This window comes from Candidatus Sulfurimonas baltica, assembly GCF_015265455.1.
GTDB lineage: Bacteria > Campylobacterota > Campylobacteria > Campylobacterales > Sulfurimonadaceae > Sulfurimonas > Sulfurimonas baltica.
On sequence record NZ_CP054492.1, the window covers coordinates 1,995,949 to 2,011,213 of the forward strand.

17 protein-coding genes are annotated in these 15,265 nt (G+C 34.0%); 2 read left to right on the forward strand and 15 right to left on the reverse strand.

What is annotated here, in order from left to right:
- Positions 1 to 3: 3 nt before the first annotated feature.
- The 10 genes from flgK to HUE88_RS10055 all read right to left on the reverse strand — a co-directional run bounded on the left by flgK (position 4) and on the right by HUE88_RS10055 (position 6,659).
- Positions 4 to 1,893, reverse strand: a complete 1,890-nt coding sequence (gene flgK, locus HUE88_RS10010; RefSeq protein WP_194368638.1) for a flagellar hook-associated protein FlgK — start codon at positions 1,891 to 1,893, stop codon at positions 4 to 6.
- Position 1,894: 1 nt separating this feature from the next.
- Positions 1,895 to 2,323, reverse strand: coding sequence for a hypothetical protein (locus tag HUE88_RS10015; RefSeq protein ID WP_194368640.1), 429 nt, complete (start codon positions 2,321 to 2,323; stop codon positions 1,895 to 1,897).
- Positions 2,324 to 2,339: 16 nt separating this feature from the next.
- Positions 2,340 to 2,552 carry a flagellar biosynthesis anti-sigma factor FlgM gene (locus HUE88_RS10020; RefSeq protein WP_229860066.1) on the reverse strand — a complete coding sequence of 71 codons (213 nt, stop codon included), beginning with the start codon at positions 2,550 to 2,552 and terminating at the stop codon, positions 2,340 to 2,342.
- A gap of 62 nt (positions 2,553 to 2,614) precedes the next feature.
- Positions 2,615 to 2,917 carry a rod-binding protein gene (locus HUE88_RS10025; protein WP_194368642.1) on the reverse strand — a complete coding sequence of 101 codons (303 nt, stop codon included), beginning with the start codon at positions 2,915 to 2,917 and terminating at the stop codon, positions 2,615 to 2,617.
- A complete protein-coding gene (locus HUE88_RS10030; protein ID WP_194368644.1) occupies positions 2,917 to 3,963 on the reverse strand; it encodes a flagellar basal body P-ring protein FlgI in 1,047 nt (348 codons plus the stop codon). Before HUE88_RS10030 ends, HUE88_RS10025 begins: the two co-directional genes overlap by 1 nt.
- Before the next feature lie 71 nt (positions 3,964 to 4,034).
- Entirely contained in the window at positions 4,035 to 4,619 is a 585-nt protein-coding gene (rsmD, locus tag HUE88_RS10035) for a 16S rRNA (guanine(966)-N(2))-methyltransferase RsmD (protein WP_194368646.1), read from the reverse strand.
- Positions 4,609 to 4,983 carry a hypothetical protein gene (locus tag HUE88_RS10040; RefSeq protein ID WP_194368648.1) on the reverse strand — a complete coding sequence of 125 codons (375 nt, stop codon included), beginning with the start codon at positions 4,981 to 4,983 and terminating at the stop codon, positions 4,609 to 4,611. The genes rsmD and HUE88_RS10040 overlap by 11 nt, the downstream gene beginning before the upstream one ends.
- A gap of 2 nt (positions 4,984 to 4,985) precedes the next feature.
- Positions 4,986 to 5,702, reverse strand: coding sequence for an exonuclease domain-containing protein (locus HUE88_RS10045; RefSeq protein WP_194368650.1), 717 nt, complete (start codon positions 5,700 to 5,702; stop codon positions 4,986 to 4,988).
- Complete coding sequence (locus HUE88_RS10050; RefSeq protein ID WP_194368652.1) at positions 5,696 to 6,235, reverse strand: hypothetical protein; 540 nt, start codon at positions 6,233 to 6,235, stop codon at positions 5,696 to 5,698. Before HUE88_RS10050 ends, HUE88_RS10045 begins: the two co-directional genes overlap by 7 nt.
- Complete coding sequence (locus tag HUE88_RS10055; RefSeq protein ID WP_194368654.1) at positions 6,228 to 6,659, reverse strand: hypothetical protein; 432 nt, start codon at positions 6,657 to 6,659, stop codon at positions 6,228 to 6,230. Before HUE88_RS10055 ends, HUE88_RS10050 begins: the two co-directional genes overlap by 8 nt.
- Before the next feature lie 114 nt (positions 6,660 to 6,773).
- Here HUE88_RS10055 and murA point away from each other — a divergent pair, with 114 nt between their 5' ends.
- Entirely contained in the window at positions 6,774 to 8,042 is a 1,269-nt protein-coding gene (gene murA / locus HUE88_RS10060; RefSeq protein WP_194368656.1) for a UDP-N-acetylglucosamine 1-carboxyvinyltransferase, read from the forward strand.
- 16 nt (positions 8,043 to 8,058) lie between these two features.
- Here murA and HUE88_RS10065 read toward each other — a convergent pair whose 3' ends face one another.
- The 4 genes from HUE88_RS10065 to ilvC form a co-directional block, all read right to left on the reverse strand.
- The gene (locus HUE88_RS10065) at positions 8,059 to 8,439 is read right to left on the reverse strand and encodes a heat shock protein transcriptional repressor HspR (RefSeq protein WP_194368658.1); all 381 of its coding nucleotides are present in this window, start codon (positions 8,437 to 8,439) and stop codon (positions 8,059 to 8,061) included.
- A gap of 30 nt (positions 8,440 to 8,469) precedes the next feature.
- Positions 8,470 to 9,348, reverse strand: a complete 879-nt coding sequence (locus HUE88_RS10070) for a DnaJ C-terminal domain-containing protein (protein WP_194368660.1) — start codon at positions 9,346 to 9,348, stop codon at positions 8,470 to 8,472.
- A gap of 199 nt (positions 9,349 to 9,547) precedes the next feature.
- A complete protein-coding gene (purH, locus tag HUE88_RS10075; RefSeq protein WP_194372620.1) occupies positions 9,548 to 11,086 on the reverse strand; it encodes a bifunctional phosphoribosylaminoimidazolecarboxamide formyltransferase/IMP cyclohydrolase in 1,539 nt (512 codons plus the stop codon).
- A 249-nt stretch (positions 11,087 to 11,335) separates the two neighbouring features.
- Entirely contained in the window at positions 11,336 to 12,358 is a 1,023-nt protein-coding gene (gene ilvC, locus HUE88_RS10080; RefSeq protein WP_194368662.1) for a ketol-acid reductoisomerase, read from the reverse strand.
- Between the two features lie 109 nt (positions 12,359 to 12,467).
- On the opposite strand from ilvC, the gene HUE88_RS10085 reads away from it, so the two are divergent.
- Positions 12,468 to 13,121: a hypothetical protein gene (locus HUE88_RS10085; RefSeq protein ID WP_194368664.1), complete on the forward strand. Its 654-nt coding sequence runs from the start codon at positions 12,468 to 12,470 to the stop codon at positions 13,119 to 13,121.
- Positions 13,122 to 13,216: 95 nt separating this feature from the next.
- Here HUE88_RS10085 and HUE88_RS10090 read toward each other — a convergent pair whose 3' ends face one another.
- Positions 13,217 to 15,214 (reverse strand): hypothetical protein, encoded by a 1,998-nt coding sequence (locus tag HUE88_RS10090; RefSeq protein WP_194368666.1) that lies wholly within the window; start codon positions 15,212 to 15,214, stop codon positions 13,217 to 13,219.
- Between the last annotated feature and the right edge of the window lie 51 nt (positions 15,215 to 15,265).

Sequence of the window (15,265 nt, forward strand, 5' to 3'; positions counted from 1 at the left end):
GTATTACTGTTTAATGCCAAGAAGTGTCTGCATCATTTGATCGATTGTTGTTATTATCTTGGCTGCAGCACCATATGCTGTTTGATATTTTATCAAATTTGTCATCTCTTCGTCCATGCTAACTTTTGAAACAGAAGCGTATTCCATTTCAGTAGCATTAAATTGTGCTGTCACTGTATCATTTCTTCTCATAGCACTATTGGTTGCTGTTCCAACTTCAGTAGCTATTATGTCAAACATCCCATATGTTGTACTATTAAATGTAGTATTGCCTATGTTGAAATCATATTTTTCAAACTGTTGCTGAATCATATCTATAGCTAATCTATTATCGCCCGTCGTTGAAGAGTACCCAGCTGAAAGAAGGGTAGAATTATCTTTATAAGAGCGATTTAAATCTATATTTTTAGCACTATCTCCATCAAAAAATCTATTTAGTCCCAACGCACCGGCAAAATTTGTCCCAGAATCAAATGAACCATCTTTAAGAGTGTCCGCAATACCAAACGTGTAGCCTTGAGACTTTGAAAAAGCATCAATTCTCAATTCCAGCCCACTGTCACCACTCGCATAGTTGACAAAGTTAAAACCATTTTTAAAAAAATTATCAATATCGTTGTTGGCATTACCATCGTTATTATCATCTATCTGTGCCGAAATTTGAGCTTCAATCGAGTTAGAGCCAGCAACTCCGCTCATCGTTGTAGCCACATCAATTGTTATACTTCTTCTAGATGCTTCATTACCATCTATGTCATATACAATTAAATCAAATGTTCCTTCTTTTAAATTCAGTGAAGATCCAAGGAGAGAGCTTGAAGCACTTAAGCCAGCGATTGGATTAGACTCCATTTTAGTAGTTGGTGTTTGTGCATAAAGATTATTTGTAGCTTCTATGAGACCTTGAGCAAAAGTATCAAGTTCTGATACAACATTTTGTATTGTTCCATCTACAGGCAAACCACTTGTTGTATCAATAGCTCCACCCCTTAGATTTAAAATAGCACCTATTTTACCGCCGGATATCTCTTCTGCCATTGGAAGTAAGGTGCCATCTTGCTTCTCATAAGAAATCTCATAAAATCCTTTTGGATTATTATTTTTTGAAATATGTAGAGGATGAAAAGAGTTTCCATCTACAATGTTAAAGCCATTAACGCTCAATAAGTAAGATTCAGTTTTAATATTTGAAGAGCTATCAATGTTAATATTTGACTCTATGTTTCCAGTATTGACATTAGAACCGATTAGTCTTGAGAGATCTCTCTCAATAACATTTCTTTTATCTCTTAAATCATTCGCTGTATATTCACTTCCATCTTCAGCTGCAGCGATAGAGAGATTTAACCCTGCTAATTCTTTTGCTAAAGAGTTAACCTCATTGACATTCACTTCCAATTCATTATTTATTTGTGATTGTAGTGATAATACTTGAGTTTGCACTTGTTTAATATGATTTGATAGGTCTTCAGTCTGTTTTGCTAGTGCCAACTTTATAGCATCGTTATCAGGATTATCAGAAAAACTTTGCCACATGTTGTAGTACTCTTGCAAACTTGCTTTTACTCCGACATTGTCAATCTCTGGAAAATAAGATGAAAGTTCCTGCAAAGTTTTTTTCTCATAATCACTATACTCTTTATCTGATGAGAGAGTAACAAATCTGTCAAATACAAAATTATCAAAAATTCTTTCTATTGCCAATATATCAACGCCGTTGCCAACATTCCCTCTTGCGCTGTTAACCGGTGTTGATGCCGTACTCACAACACGCTGTCTTGTGTACCCATCACTATCGGCATTAGCAATATTATGCGCAGTAGTTTCAATGCCGACCTGAGAAGCACTCAGACCTGTGTATCCAATATTTAATGAATTGAAAATTGATGGCATCTTATACTCTCACTTCCAAAATTGCAGAATTTTTTGATGCTACTTTTTTGTATCCTTGCATCTCTGTTGGTACAATTCTTTCTAAAAATGTATTATATAAATTACTTACTGCTAAAACCAATTTTGCGTATCGTTTATTTACTTCTCTTAAATTTGAAAGTTCTACTCTAAGTTCCCCTAAAGCTACATGTTGTTCTTCATTTAAAAGATCCGGCAAATCTTTGTCAGGGCTTTTTGTCATCAATGAAGATATCTCATGGTCAATCATAGCTTTTTTTGATTCAAAACTTTTTAATTTTTCTTCTTTTAGTGTCAATCTTTCAAACTGAGGATTATTCCGTGCTTCTTTTATATCTTCTACATCACTTTCTGTAATTTTAATTAAATCCCTCAAGTCGCATAATGCACTTTGTAAATGATAAGACAGCATCTTTCAATCCTTAATTTTAACTTAACAACTCTTCGGCTATCTTTTCGGATAAGGCCTCTATGTTAATTTTATATTCTCCAGACTCAAGAGCCTCTTTTATCTGGTCCACTTTGCTCATGTCCCCTTGTTTGGAGACTTTAGTAACTACTTTGTCTGATACTTCTTTGTTAACTGAACTATTTGAGTAAGCGTTACGTACAGCCCCACTATTGACTTGTGAAATCATCATCAACCCTTTATTTATCTATTGGTTTTTCTCTATACAGTACAATCGACAAAAAAAGAAAAAACTTAAGCTTTTTCACTCAAAAAATCATATAACATTTGAGAAAATCCAAACCCTCCTGCACTGGCCTTAGCAAGTTCATCTCTATACATAGATTTATAGATTTTATCTCCTGGATCATTTTGATCTGAAAAAAGATTTTTTTCATCTTTCATAGCATTATCCATAAGCATTTTTAATATCACTGACTCAAAAGCATCTGTTTGTTCTCTTAGCTCAACATTATCTGCTTTTGGGTCTATTTTAGGAATTTGGTGCTGTTGCGACATATAATTAGCTTGCATATTTATTGAATTAGATCCGTACATTATATTACCTTTAGCTCTGCAGATATGCTGCCAGCACTCTTCATGGCTTCCAAAATTGAAATAATATCTTTTGGTGTAGCTCCCATTTTTTGGAGTGAACGAACCAAGTTTGCTACAGTTGTAGTTCCTGTCTTAGTGTACAGCTCATTTTCATTAAGACCGATAACCATATTTTCATCTACAACCATTGCTCCAGCCGGATTACTTAAATTACTCTGCTCTGTAATTTTTATTGTAATATCGCCATGAGTCATAATAATTGGTTTGATTTTTATACCTACTCCAGAGATTATTGTTCCAGTTCTCTCATTTATAACTATTTTACTTTTAACATCATAGTCCATATCAATATCTTGAACTTCTGCTAAAAATTCAATCATACTTCTATTTTGCGGTTTTTTTAGTCTTATTGTTCTTGGATCCATTGCTACTGCAACTTGTGTATTATAAAAACTATTTATATTTTTTTGAATTGAAACACTGTTCTTAAAATTAGATTCTTTTAAAGATAGTGTTACATACTCTTGATTATATAAATCAAGTGAAATCTCACGCTCAACCAAACCGCCGTTGTATATTAGTCCAACTGTTGGATGAGAGTCCACTCCTGCACCTTTTCCATTACGCCCACCTATACTTACAGCGCCTTGTGCTAAACCATAAATTTTACCGTCAACCCCTTTTAGAGGGGTCATCAAGAGTGTTCCGCCCTCTAGTGATTTTGCATCTCCTATTGAAGATACGGTAATATTAAACTTATCTCCCTGTCTAGAAAATGGAGCAAGTTCTGCTGTAACTACAACTGCGGCAACATTTTTTGATTTAATATCTACAGAATCCATGTCGATGTTCATAGCTTTTAACATATTTGCGATTGATTGAAGAGTGAATTTTGAGGTTGTTCCATCACCTGTCTTTTTAAGACCGATAACCAAAGAGTAACCTATTAGATGATTGTCTCTAACACCGACAATATTTGCGACATTGCTTATTTTTGCAGAGTAAAGTGTTGTGATAGTAAGTAAAAATAAAATAAAATTTCTCATAGATAATCCTTGAACATATTCAAATATGAGCAAATATTATTCCAATTAAGTTATTATCTCCTAAAAGGAGGCTACATGTAGTAGGTTAGTGTTGTATTTCCAAATTTTTTAGATTTTTTAAGAGAGAAAGCACCTATGTTTTCTGGGATTTCTAAACCTGTCATATGCTCTATTATTATTAATTCGACTCTCTCTTTTGGCAATGAAGCTATCAATTCTATAGTTTTGTCATATATATCTTCCATACCCTCTCTTATGTTAAAAGGTGGGTCGATATAAAAATATGCTGATTCATCTCTTTTTTGAAGGTTTTTGACAACACTTTTTATATTTACAAAAGTATCACCGGCCAAGACCTCACATGCTGATGGGTCGGTCTGCTCTATGTTTTCTCTTAAAATTTTAATGGCATCTCGGTCACGCTCCATAAAAACAACATTTTTAGCCCCTCTGCTAAGTGCTTCTAGTCCAATGGAACCGCTTCCTGAAAAGAGTTCAACGAAGTTTGCATCAATGATATCAAACTGCAAGGTGTTAAAAAAAGACTCTAAAACTATAGCCTTTGATGTTCTTGTTGTAGTTTTAGATGGCAGTTTTAAAACTTTGTTTTTAAATTTTCCGGAAATTATTTTTTTTGTCACTTGTTTACTCTTCATAAAACGCTCTCACTGCTTTTAAAATATTATTTTGATACTCTTTTGTTAAAGACTCGATTCGTTTTTCTAAAATATCAAAGTCCAAAGGGGCATATTCGTTAAATATCTCGTTCTTTACTTCTGGACTCTCTTGTTTCATACTTTTATATTTTTTTTCAAGCGCTAAAATTAATTGAGACTTTGAAAATGGTTTTACTATATCTGCACTCTTATCACTGGAGATATAAACACATCTGATATCATTAAGGCACTTTTCATCTCTCAAAACAATATCACACTGCTTTAATGAGCTAAGGTGCTTATCCAAAAAAAGTTCTAAGGATTTTTGCATTAGCGGTGATTTACACTCAACTGCTACTTTCATAATTACCCCTCTAAATTGTAAGTGACACTATAGCGCAAATCTTCATCTAAATCCATAATATTACCAAGCATCCACTCTAAATAGGCTCTGTCTATCATAGCTATCTCCTCTATATGTCGGCCACTGTATTTTCCAAACTCAAACTTCTCTATCAGCACATTTTTAAAGCTAAGTTCAATCATCTTTACATGTGAAGATATTTCTAATAGATACTCATACAAAAGCCTTACATGTAAAGAATCTATCAATGCATTATGCGCTGAAATACCCTCTGTAACTTCACATTTTACTGCCTCTTTTTTTTCTATCTTATAAAGCTGTAATTCATATCTTAAAAACTGTAAAGAGAACTGTTCACACTCAGGTATCAGATGTTTTGTCACTCTTAGAGTATCTATTAATTTTGTATTTGGTTTAAAGCTACATGTAGCCAACATTTTCAAATCAAACTTTAAATTATGAGCTATTATTGTTGAATTTTCATTGTTGTGTTCTTGTAAAAACTTATACGTCTCACTATCTGTAAGTTTGGGCTTATCTTTTATCATCTCATTTGTAATATGGTTTATGCTTGAAGCTTTTGAAGAGATTTTTTTACCTTCGTTTACAAGATCATATTTTGAAATTATTTTATCGCCATCTATTGCAATAAGACCGATAGAGCAAATTCTGTCAGCGCTCTCTAATCCAGTTGTTTCAACATCCAGAAATATCAGCATTTAGCAATCTTCACTCTCTTGCACCTAGATCCAAGAATTATAAAGGAAAAATAACCACTCAGTAAAATAAAACAAAAAAGCCAGTAGATGCTAAACCACTCAAAAATACCACTATATGAGGTAAAAAGATGGGTATAGACTATTGCCAAAACCATTACGGAACCGACAAGCCAAATATTTAGCATAAACCATTTACGCCAAACTTTTACCAAATCTCCATAGCCGATAATCTCTATTGTGCTATCGCCTTTACATGTAAGAAGTTTAAATTCATAACCATTTATACACGTATTAAATATATATTTAATCCCTCTAAAAAGTGCCAAAAGAAGAGTAACGCTCCAAACTATCGGAAACCAGAATTGTAAAATATCTTTAAGTGCTTGAAATACTTCACTGTTTACGGTTGGCATACTTGAGGAAAAATATATAAAAGATGTAATTGCGATAGTTATGGCATACGCGAAAATAACACTACATGTAACTAATCTTGAAGCCCATTTTAGCCAAAGCAGAAAATAGAATTTACCCATTGTGCTTTTTTAAAGGGAGCAGCATTGTGTGGTAATGTTCAAGTGTCATAAAACTTTTCTCAAATCTAAACCTAAGTATAAACTCTACGATTTTATCTTTAAGCTCCACATCTACGTTTTCAGCTTTTCCAAAGTATCCCAAAGATACATTTTTACTCTTTACAACAGCATCCTTGTCATAGCCAATAGCTAAAATTTGCAGATACTTTCCATTTTTGATTTCGCCAAGATTTTCAACAAGAAGTGATGCGCCTGAGAGATTAACAGCTTTAAAGTTAAATAGTTCACTAAACTCTTCAACTTTTTCGTCAATCCCTATTTCTTTGTACAAATTTTCCAATATCTTTAGATTGTCTTTTCTGGCAGTCTCATAACTTGAGATTTTATTTGTTAAATTTTTTAGTCTATCAAGAGCTGAACTCATTCAACATTCCTATTATTAAATCTCGTAAAATATGAGAAAGAGCCAATATAACTCTTTAACAAAATTATATCAAAATAAGATATAATGTTTTTAAAAGTTTACATAAAGATTGAAATGGACTACTTACAAATAAAAAGAGTTAAATCTCTTAACGGGCAAATTAAAATCTCCGGTGCAAAAAATGCATCCCTTCCACTTATTGCTATGACAATACTCGCAAAAAACAGTGTTAGCATAAAAAATTTGCCACATGTTGCAGATATAAACACGCTTTTAAAACTACTCTCAAATCTTGGTGCAAAGTTTAATAGAGGCGATGAGATAACAACCGTTGACACATCTTCACTAACCGAGACAAAGGCAACGTATGACATTGTTAAAACTATGAGGGCTTCCATCTTAGTTTTAGGTCCTATTTTAGCTAGATTTGGACACTGCGAAGTATCACTTCCAGGCGGTTGTGCAATAGGTCAAAGACCAATTGATTTACACTTAAAGGCTTTGGAGCAGATGGGTGCAAATATAGATATTAAAGCTGGTTATATTGAAGCTTCTGCACCTAATGGTCTAAAGGGGTGTGAAATCATCTTTGACAAGATTACCGTTACCGGAACTGCAAATATTGTTATGGCGGCAGCTTTAGCCCACGGAGTCACAACAATTACAAATGCTGCACGAGAGCCGGAAGTGGTTCAACTATGTGAAATCTTAAACGCAAACGGTGTTGAGATTAACGGTATCGGAACAGCTGTTTTAACAATCCAAGGAACTTCCGGAAAACTTATAAATATTGAAGAGTTTTCTGTTATACCAGACCGGATAGAAGCTGGCACGTATCTTTGTGCGGGGGCTATTACAAGATCGGAACTAACACTCACTTCTGTAAATGCAAAACATCTAAGCGCAGTGTTGTCAAAACTTGAAGAGATGGGAAGCACATTCACCATTACGCCAGACACAATCACTATCCATCCATCAAAGATAATTAAACCGGTTAAGATAGTGACACAGGAGTACCCAGCATTTCCAACAGATATGCAAGCTCAATTTTTAGCGCTTGCAACTCAGGCTAACGGAACTTCTATTATTGAAGAGAGACTGTTTGAGAATAGATTTATGCATGTAAGTGAACTGCAAAGAATGGGTGCTGACATATCACTAAATGGTCATGTTGCGACAGTAAACGGCAAGTCAAAACTAAGCGGAACAGACGTTATGGCTACAGATTTAAGAGCTTCTAGTGCCCTTGTTTTAGCAGGACTGGTTGCTGATGGGACTACTGATGTTCACCGTATTTATCATCTTGACCGCGGTTATGATTCACTTGAAAAGAAGCTGCAAAATGTTGGAGCAGATATAAAAAGACTAAAAGAGCAACAATAGAGTAAACAAATGTAATTTATTTACTCTCAAATATTATCATCTCATAGATGCTTTTTTTAGTGACTAGAGATTTATTTGGAGAGACTGAACGTGTGTTATGCGCACGGGTAACCTCTTGTCTAAGTTCAGAAATTTCTTGTTCCATATCGTCAACATTCTCTTTTAATCTTAAAATAATATCTACTCCAGCTAAGTTTACCCCAAGTTCTCGAGTCATTCTTAGAATTAGTTTTATTCTATCAATATCTTTTTGAGAGTATAGTCTTATTCTTCCATTTGTTCTAGATGGAGATACAAGATTTTCTCTCTCATATTGTCTAAGTGTTTGCGGATGAATATCTAATATTTTCGCAACAATACTAATCAAATAAACTGGCTCTTCATACTGGTGTATCATAACTTACTCCCTTAATTTTTACTTTATCAACTACTCTTTTGGCAGCTTTTCTTTCATTAATTCTACAAACTCTTCATCCAAGTCATCAACTTTTGGTAAAACAATATTAGCCTCTAGATATAAATTTCCTCTAACCTTTGTTTTGCGGTTCATAGCACCCATCTCTTTTACACGAAATCTTTGCCCATTCTTAGTGTTTTGAGGAATTTTAAGTTTTATCTCTTTTTCCAAAGTCTGTATAGTTATTTTTTCGCCAAAAAGAGCCGCATACAGAGGAACATCAAAGGTTTTTATTATGTCATCATCTTCTCTGACATACTCAGGACTAGCCGCTACATTTATCTTTAAAAACAAATCCCCTGCTCTTCCACCTTGAGCGTGACCTTTGCCCTTAACACGCATTTTTTCGCCACTCTTAACACCGGCTGGGATTTTTATGTCAAATCTGTCTCCATTTACAGCTACAGAGTGTGAGCCTCCAAGGATTGATACACTAAACGGAATTATTACGCTTGTCTCTATATCAAGATTGGGTTGCTGTTGTTGTGAAAAACCTCCACCGCCGAAGCCACCAAAGCCGCCACCGCCACCAAAGCCGCCACCACCAGAGAACATGCTTCTAAGTATGTCATCCAAATCGCCTTGACCACCTCTGCTGTGTGAGCGAGAAAAATCGTGAAAGTTCTGCCCACCAAACATGCTGTCTCCATGCATGTCATACTGTGCTTTTTTCTTTTTGTCACTTAAAATTTCATAAGCAGAGTTTATCTCTTTAAACTTATCTTCCGCTCCAGCCTCTTTGTTTATGTCCGGATGATACTGTCTCGCCAACTTTCTATATGCTTTTTTTATTTCGCTTTCATTCGCACTATCTGTAATTTCAAGCGTTTCGTATAATGATTTGCTCATTTTATTCCTAAAATTATATTATTATTTATCTAAGCGGATTATATCATAAGGGTTGAGTGGAAGTCAATCAAGTTGTTGTTTCGAAAAATCTGATTTTATTAAATAAAAAGAGTAATGTAATTTCAATGCGCATAGTGAGGAAGTGCACTATTGTGCATGACGAGTGTAGCAACGCAGTAAGTACGTTGCTATTTTGATTTTAATGTAAAAAGTGACGTACTTCTGAGAAATACAGAGACATGCCAAACTCATTTGCAGCATCTATAATCTCTTCATCACGAATGGAACCGCCAGGCTCAATAACACTCTTCACACCGGCAGCGGCTGCTGCATCTATGCTGTCACGAAATGGGAAGAATGCTTCAGATGCAAGAGCTGCACCAGTTACATCTAGACCCATATCTTTTGCTTTTTTAAGCGCACACTGGCTTGCATCAACACGAGAAGTCATACCCATACCAACTGCTACCATAGCCGAGTTCTTTACATAAACAACACAGTTAGACTTTGTAAGAGAAGCAACCTTATAAGCTATCTCCATATCTTTAAGCTCTTGTTGTGTCGCAGAGTTTTTGCTTACAAGCTTTGCATTTTTAACTTCGTCTTCACCAACTTTGTCAGCATCTTGATAAACAAAACCGCCATCTATATGCTTGAAGTCTTTTTTATCATTTGCTAGAACTAGCTTATCGCTTCCCATCTCAAAAAGTTTAATTCTCTTTTTCTTTTCAAAAACCTCTTGAGCTTCAGGAGTTATACGACCTGCAATAACAACTTCTAAGAATATCTCATTCATTTTTTCTGCCAGCTCTTTATTTACAGTACCGTTAACGGCAACAACGCCTCCAAATGCAGATACAGGGTCACATTTCAGAGCCTCTTCGTAAGCCTCTAAAAGCGTATCTTTTATAGCAAATCCACATGGATTACCATGTTTAGTTATACACACAGCATTTTCTTTACCAAAAGCAGAGGCGATTTTAACAGCTCCACTTAAGTCATTCATGTTATTAAAACTTGCTTCACCTTTTAGGGTTGTGAAATTGTTTGAGTAGTGCTTGTCAAACTCGTATAAAGCACCGTTTTGGTGAGGGTTTTCACCATAACGAGTATCCATAACTTTATTTCCTACAATAAACTGCTTCTCGCCAAAACCTTTATTGAAACGCTCATTCATGTAGTTTGCAATCATACTGTCGTATGCAGCTGTGTGCTCATACGCTTTTATCATCATACCACGTCTAAATTCAACTGTATTAGCTTCATTTTCTATATTTGATATAACCGTAGAGTAGTCATTTACATCAGTAACAATGATTACGCTATCAAAGTTTTTTGCAGCTGAACGAACCATTGCAGGTCCACCGATGTCTATGTTCTCGATGATGTCATCAAAGTCATCAGTTCTCTCAATAGTCTCTTTAAATGGATAAAGGTTTACACATACTAGGTCAATAGACTCTACACCTAACTCTTTTGCTTGGTCCAAATGTGACTGTTTGTCACGTCTATGTAAAATTCCGCCATGAACATAAGGGTTCAGAGTCTTTACACGTCCTTCGAAGCACTCAGGAAACTTTGTTACTTCATCAATCTCTATAGCTCTTACACCATTTTCAACCAAAATTTTATAAGTTCCGCCTGTAGAGATAATCTCATAACCATTACTTACTAGAGATTTACAAAACTCAACTACACCACTTTTATCGCTAACACTAACTAATGCTCTTTTCACTATATCTGTCTCCTTTTCAAAGGAAGTGAATTCCTATGAAAATTCCCATTACTAAAACTTTACCTATCGGCAAGACAGTAATGAAGAAATTAAATTTATGGAATTTTAGCAAAGAAGAGTTTAGATAATGGTAAACTTAATTAATTTAGATATTAAGATTTATTCTATTGTAAACTAAATTGATTTTTTGATTGTTTTTTTAAAGTGAATTTGTATTTTGGTAGAGCACGACGCAGAAGATGCGCCGATTTTTTAGTTTTTAGTAGTATCTACTATTTTATTTTTTGAAATCCATGGCATCATCTCTCTAAGATTAACACCTGTTCTCTCTATTAATGAAGCTCTAGCATTTGTACGCTCTGCATTCATACGAGGATAACCTGATTGACCTTCAAGAATAAAGTCTTTTGCAAATCTTCCATCTTGAATCTCTTTAAGTATTTCTCTCATAGCGTCTTTAGACTCTTGATTGATAACACGTTTACCTGAAACATAATCACCATACTCAGCAGTATTAGAGATAGAGTATCTCATATCAGCGATACCACCCTCGAACATTAAGTCAACGATTAGTTTAAGTTCGTGAAGACACTCAAAGTATGCAAGCTCAGGAGCATAACCAGCTTCTGTTAATGTTTCAAAACCAGCTTGAACCAATGCAGTAGCACCACCACATAAAACAGCTTGCTCTCCAAATAAGTCAGTCTCTGTCTCATCTTTGAAAGTTGTTTCAATAATAGCAGTTCTACCACCACCGATTGCTGATGCGTAAGAGAGAGCTAACTCTCTAGTTTTACCGCTTGGATCTTGACCGATAGCGATTAAATCTGGAATACCACCACCACGAACAAATTCTGAACGAACAGTGTGTCCTGGAGCTTTAGGAGCAATCATAGTTACATTTATGTTTGCAGCCGGGTGAATTCTTCCATAGTGAATGTTAAAACCATGACCAAAAGCGATAGTAGCACCATCTTTTAAGTTTGGAGCAATTTCATTTGCATAGATTTCTGCTTGATTTTCATCTGGAAGAAGAATCATAATTACATCTGCTTTAGCAGTAGCTTCTGCTACTGTTAATACTTCAAAGTTTTTAGCTTCAGCTTTAGCCCATGAAGAACCATTTTTACGAAGACCGATACACACTTCTACACCGCTGTCTCTTAAGTTTTCTGCGTGTGCGTGACCTTGTGAACCAAAACCTATCATTGCAACTTTTTTGCTTTTGATAATGTCTAAATTACAGTCTTTATCATAATAAACGTCTAATGCCATTTTTTTTCCTTACATAATGTTAAGCTTAAGCGCTTAAGAATTTTTTGGCATTATACTAAAATAAAGCAAAAACTTTTATAATGTCGAAAAGAAATTAAGGAATATTAGTATGAAACAGTTTAATCTTTTTAAAGAAATTATTACTATTGACAGAAGCGTACTGCTAAAAGCTATTAACTCATCAAAGCTTTTTGGGATAGAGATAAGTGGAAATATTGTTTATGAGCCATTTACGGCAAATAATATTTTAATCTTTTTGGGCAAACATATTCAAGAACAGGCAAGTGCCTTAGTGCCTACACAAACAATAACTTTAGAGTCAATACTTGGTAAAAACTATCAAATAGTAGAAGATGATGATAGAGTTCTTGTAAAAGCTTTCTCGAACTGGCAAGAAATAATAGGATTTAATACACCTAGAGCAACATATGATGATACTACAGCTGATGGTATTGCCGAATTTTCAGATAAAGAGCTTGAGAATATTGGCTGGCATGCGACAGAATTTAGTATTAAATATAGAGAGTTAGTGGATGTCTTAGAAGAAAAATGTGCAGGCACAATAATTTGCATTGAGCAAAATGAACCATATCAATTTAGCGGTCTTGGTTTTTTAGATGATTTTGCAGATGCAAAAGCAACTCTATTTGATTATTGTCAGACTAAGATTAAAAACCTTATGCTTGAAAAAGATGAGTACAAAAAAGAAAATTTAACAGATGATGAGCTAGAGGCTGCTGAGTATTTTGGACTTCTTTCCTAACATTTAAAGACTCTGGATCAAGTCTAGAGTGACGGGAATATCGTCATTCCAAGCTTGACTTGGAATCTAGTTTATGAGTTATCAAAACATATAAATTAAAAAAACTTTTTAAATAATTTATCTATCTTTCTTATCACAGCCTCACCCGCTTTAGACTTCATAAACTTCTCCAAATCAACTTTGACTTTTGGAGAGTTTATATCCCCTTTTATATTTGCCGTAATTGCATTTTCTTTTGCCTGAACTATTATGTCAGAATCTATCATAGATGTTTTTGTGTTTAACTTTGTATTAGTACTTTTAACAGAAGCTTGTTTAGAGCGAATATTTAGTGATGCTACTATATTTTCTTTATTTATTTTTGCTCCTATATCTCCATTAAAAGATTCTCTGTACATGTCAAACTTGGTATATTGTTTTATCAGATCAAATGTTTTATTATTTACAAAATGTCCATCTGACACATGCGCTGTCATAACCCCTTTACTTAATGCCAAGTTGTAATCGAGTTTACCGTTAAGTGTTGATTTGAATATTTCAGGATATATCAACATATTAAGAATTCCAATAGTATCTACTGATTTAATCTCTGCACTAAAATCATCGTTATGAAGTTTAGCATCTATCTTACCACCAAACAATTTCGTATGTAGAGTTAAATCTAAATCTTTCGTTTTTGACAAATCCCCGTTTAAAATGATTTTTCCTCTCATATGCTGATTGGTCGCAAAAAAAAGCTTATCTAAATCTGCAACCCCCACCTCATAATCACTTTTTAATGATTTGTCTTTTATATTGAATCTTGCTCGTTTTATATCAATATTTGCAATATTTGAATTGAAGTCAACTTTCGTATCAACATTGTTGCCATCTAAAACACTCTCTGTCTTTGTATTATATATAGTGTTAGGCATAGCAGATTTAAATTCAGAGATTTTTGTTATATATTTTGAATCAAGAACACCCTCTTTTATAGTAGAAAACACTTTGCCTTTTAACTTTCCAACTCTTGCGTCACTTATATCAGCATCTAAAGATAGCGTCCCATCTGTGTAGTGCGGTTGATTTAACATGTAAAGAACTTCTTTAAGTTGCATATTTTTCATGCTAGTTTTAATTTGTAAGGGGGCAAAATCTTTTAAAACAGCTTCAAACTTAGTATCTGAAGAAGCCACATCACTCTCTCCCTTAATAACAAGTTTTTCTTTACTCCCTTTAACTGCTCCACTAAGTTTAAAAACTCCTCTAATATCTGCACCTGTAATTGGTTTTAAAACTGCAAGCTCTTTAATGTTTAAAGAGTACTTAACATCTGCCTTAAAAGGGTCTGGGAGAACTTTTCCTGAACTGTTTATATTAAATAAATTAGAGACAAGTTCACAACTGTAATCTATATCATCACCTTTTAATTTTGCGTCAAGATTCATAAAAAAAGTAGTTTTTGGAATGGTTACATTAAAATCTCTTTTCATTAATGTAGGATTGATTATTCCATTTTTTGTGCTTAATACTATATCTCCATCCAGAGCATGTGGATTTATATTTTTAAAATTAATATCAAGATTTACATCAGCACTTGCATAAGCACTTTGAGAACTCATATCTAAAAGCGATGCTAATTTCAAATCTTTTATTTTTGCAATAATAGAAGTTGGATTTAAATCAGTTAATTCCACATGATATGTTGTATTGCTCTGTGCCAAATCGCTAGATCCGTCTATTTCTATAAATACAATATCTCCTTTGATGATTCCACTAGCAGATAAAGATTTATTCAGTTGCACACCAATAAGAGGTTTTAAAGTTTTAAGTTCATCTAACTTAATTTTATATTCGATATTAAAATCTTCTCTAAAAATAGAGTAATTTCCATTAAGTGTAATAATATTATTTTTATTTAACTCTATTTCTACTTCAAAATCACTCATACTCAGAGAGAATATTCTAAGTTTAGATTCTAGTTTTGTATGCTCTATTATTTTAGCTTCAATTATTGGTGCAAATATCCCATTACCTATAGATGTAAAGATAAGCACATAAGATGCTGCAAGCAATACCGCTAAAATCCCACCTATCCAAGTAAAATACTTCATAGTCTCTCCATAAATATATGATATACAATAATACAATAATTACTATTATAT

Bases quoted from the DNA above. Each gene is read 5' to 3' on its own strand.
- HUE88_RS10055 (WP_194368654.1), bottom strand. From the start codon at position 6,659: ATGAGTTCAGCTCTTGATAGACTAAAAAATTTAACAAATAAAATCTCA.
- HUE88_RS10070 (WP_194368660.1), bottom strand. From the start codon at position 9,348: ATGAGCAAATCATTATACGAAACGCTTGAAATTACAGATAGTGCGAAT.
- HUE88_RS10050 (WP_194368652.1), bottom strand. From the start codon at position 6,235: ATGGGTAAATTCTATTTTCTGCTTTGGCTAAAATGGGCTTCAAGATTA.
- HUE88_RS10025 (WP_194368642.1), bottom strand. From the start codon at position 2,917: ATGTACGGATCTAATTCAATAAATATGCAAGCTAATTATATGTCGCAA.
- HUE88_RS10085 (WP_194368664.1), top strand. From the start codon at position 12,468: ATGAAACAGTTTAATCTTTTTAAAGAAATTATTACTATTGACAGAAGC.
- HUE88_RS10065 (WP_194368658.1), bottom strand. From the start codon at position 8,439: ATGATACACCAGTATGAAGAGCCAGTTTATTTGATTAGTATTGTTGCG.
- HUE88_RS10015 (WP_194368640.1), bottom strand. From the start codon at position 2,323: ATGCTGTCTTATCATTTACAAAGTGCATTATGCGACTTGAGGGATTTA.
- rsmD (WP_194368646.1), bottom strand. From the start codon at position 4,619: ATGAAGAGTAAACAAGTGACAAAAAAAATAATTTCCGGAAAATTTAAA.
- murA (WP_194368656.1), top strand. From the start codon at position 6,774: ATGGACTACTTACAAATAAAAAGAGTTAAATCTCTTAACGGGCAAATT.
- flgK (WP_194368638.1), bottom strand. From the start codon at position 1,893: ATGCCATCAATTTTCAATTCATTAAATATTGGATACACAGGTCTGAGT.
- HUE88_RS10045 (WP_194368650.1), bottom strand. From the start codon at position 5,702: ATGCTGATATTTCTGGATGTTGAAACAACTGGATTAGAGAGCGCTGAC.
- HUE88_RS10090 (WP_194368666.1), bottom strand. From the start codon at position 15,214: ATGAAGTATTTTACTTGGATAGGTGGGATTTTAGCGGTATTGCTTGCA.
- HUE88_RS10020 (WP_229860066.1), bottom strand. From the start codon at position 2,552: ATGATGATTTCACAAGTCAATAGTGGGGCTGTACGTAACGCTTACTCA.
- HUE88_RS10030 (WP_194368644.1), bottom strand. From the start codon at position 3,963: ATGAGAAATTTTATTTTATTTTTACTTACTATCACAACACTTTACTCT.
- HUE88_RS10040 (WP_194368648.1), bottom strand. From the start codon at position 4,983: ATGAAAGTAGCAGTTGAGTGTAAATCACCGCTAATGCAAAAATCCTTA.
- ilvC (WP_194368662.1), bottom strand. From the start codon at position 12,358: ATGGCATTAGACGTTTATTATGATAAAGACTGTAATTTAGACATTATC.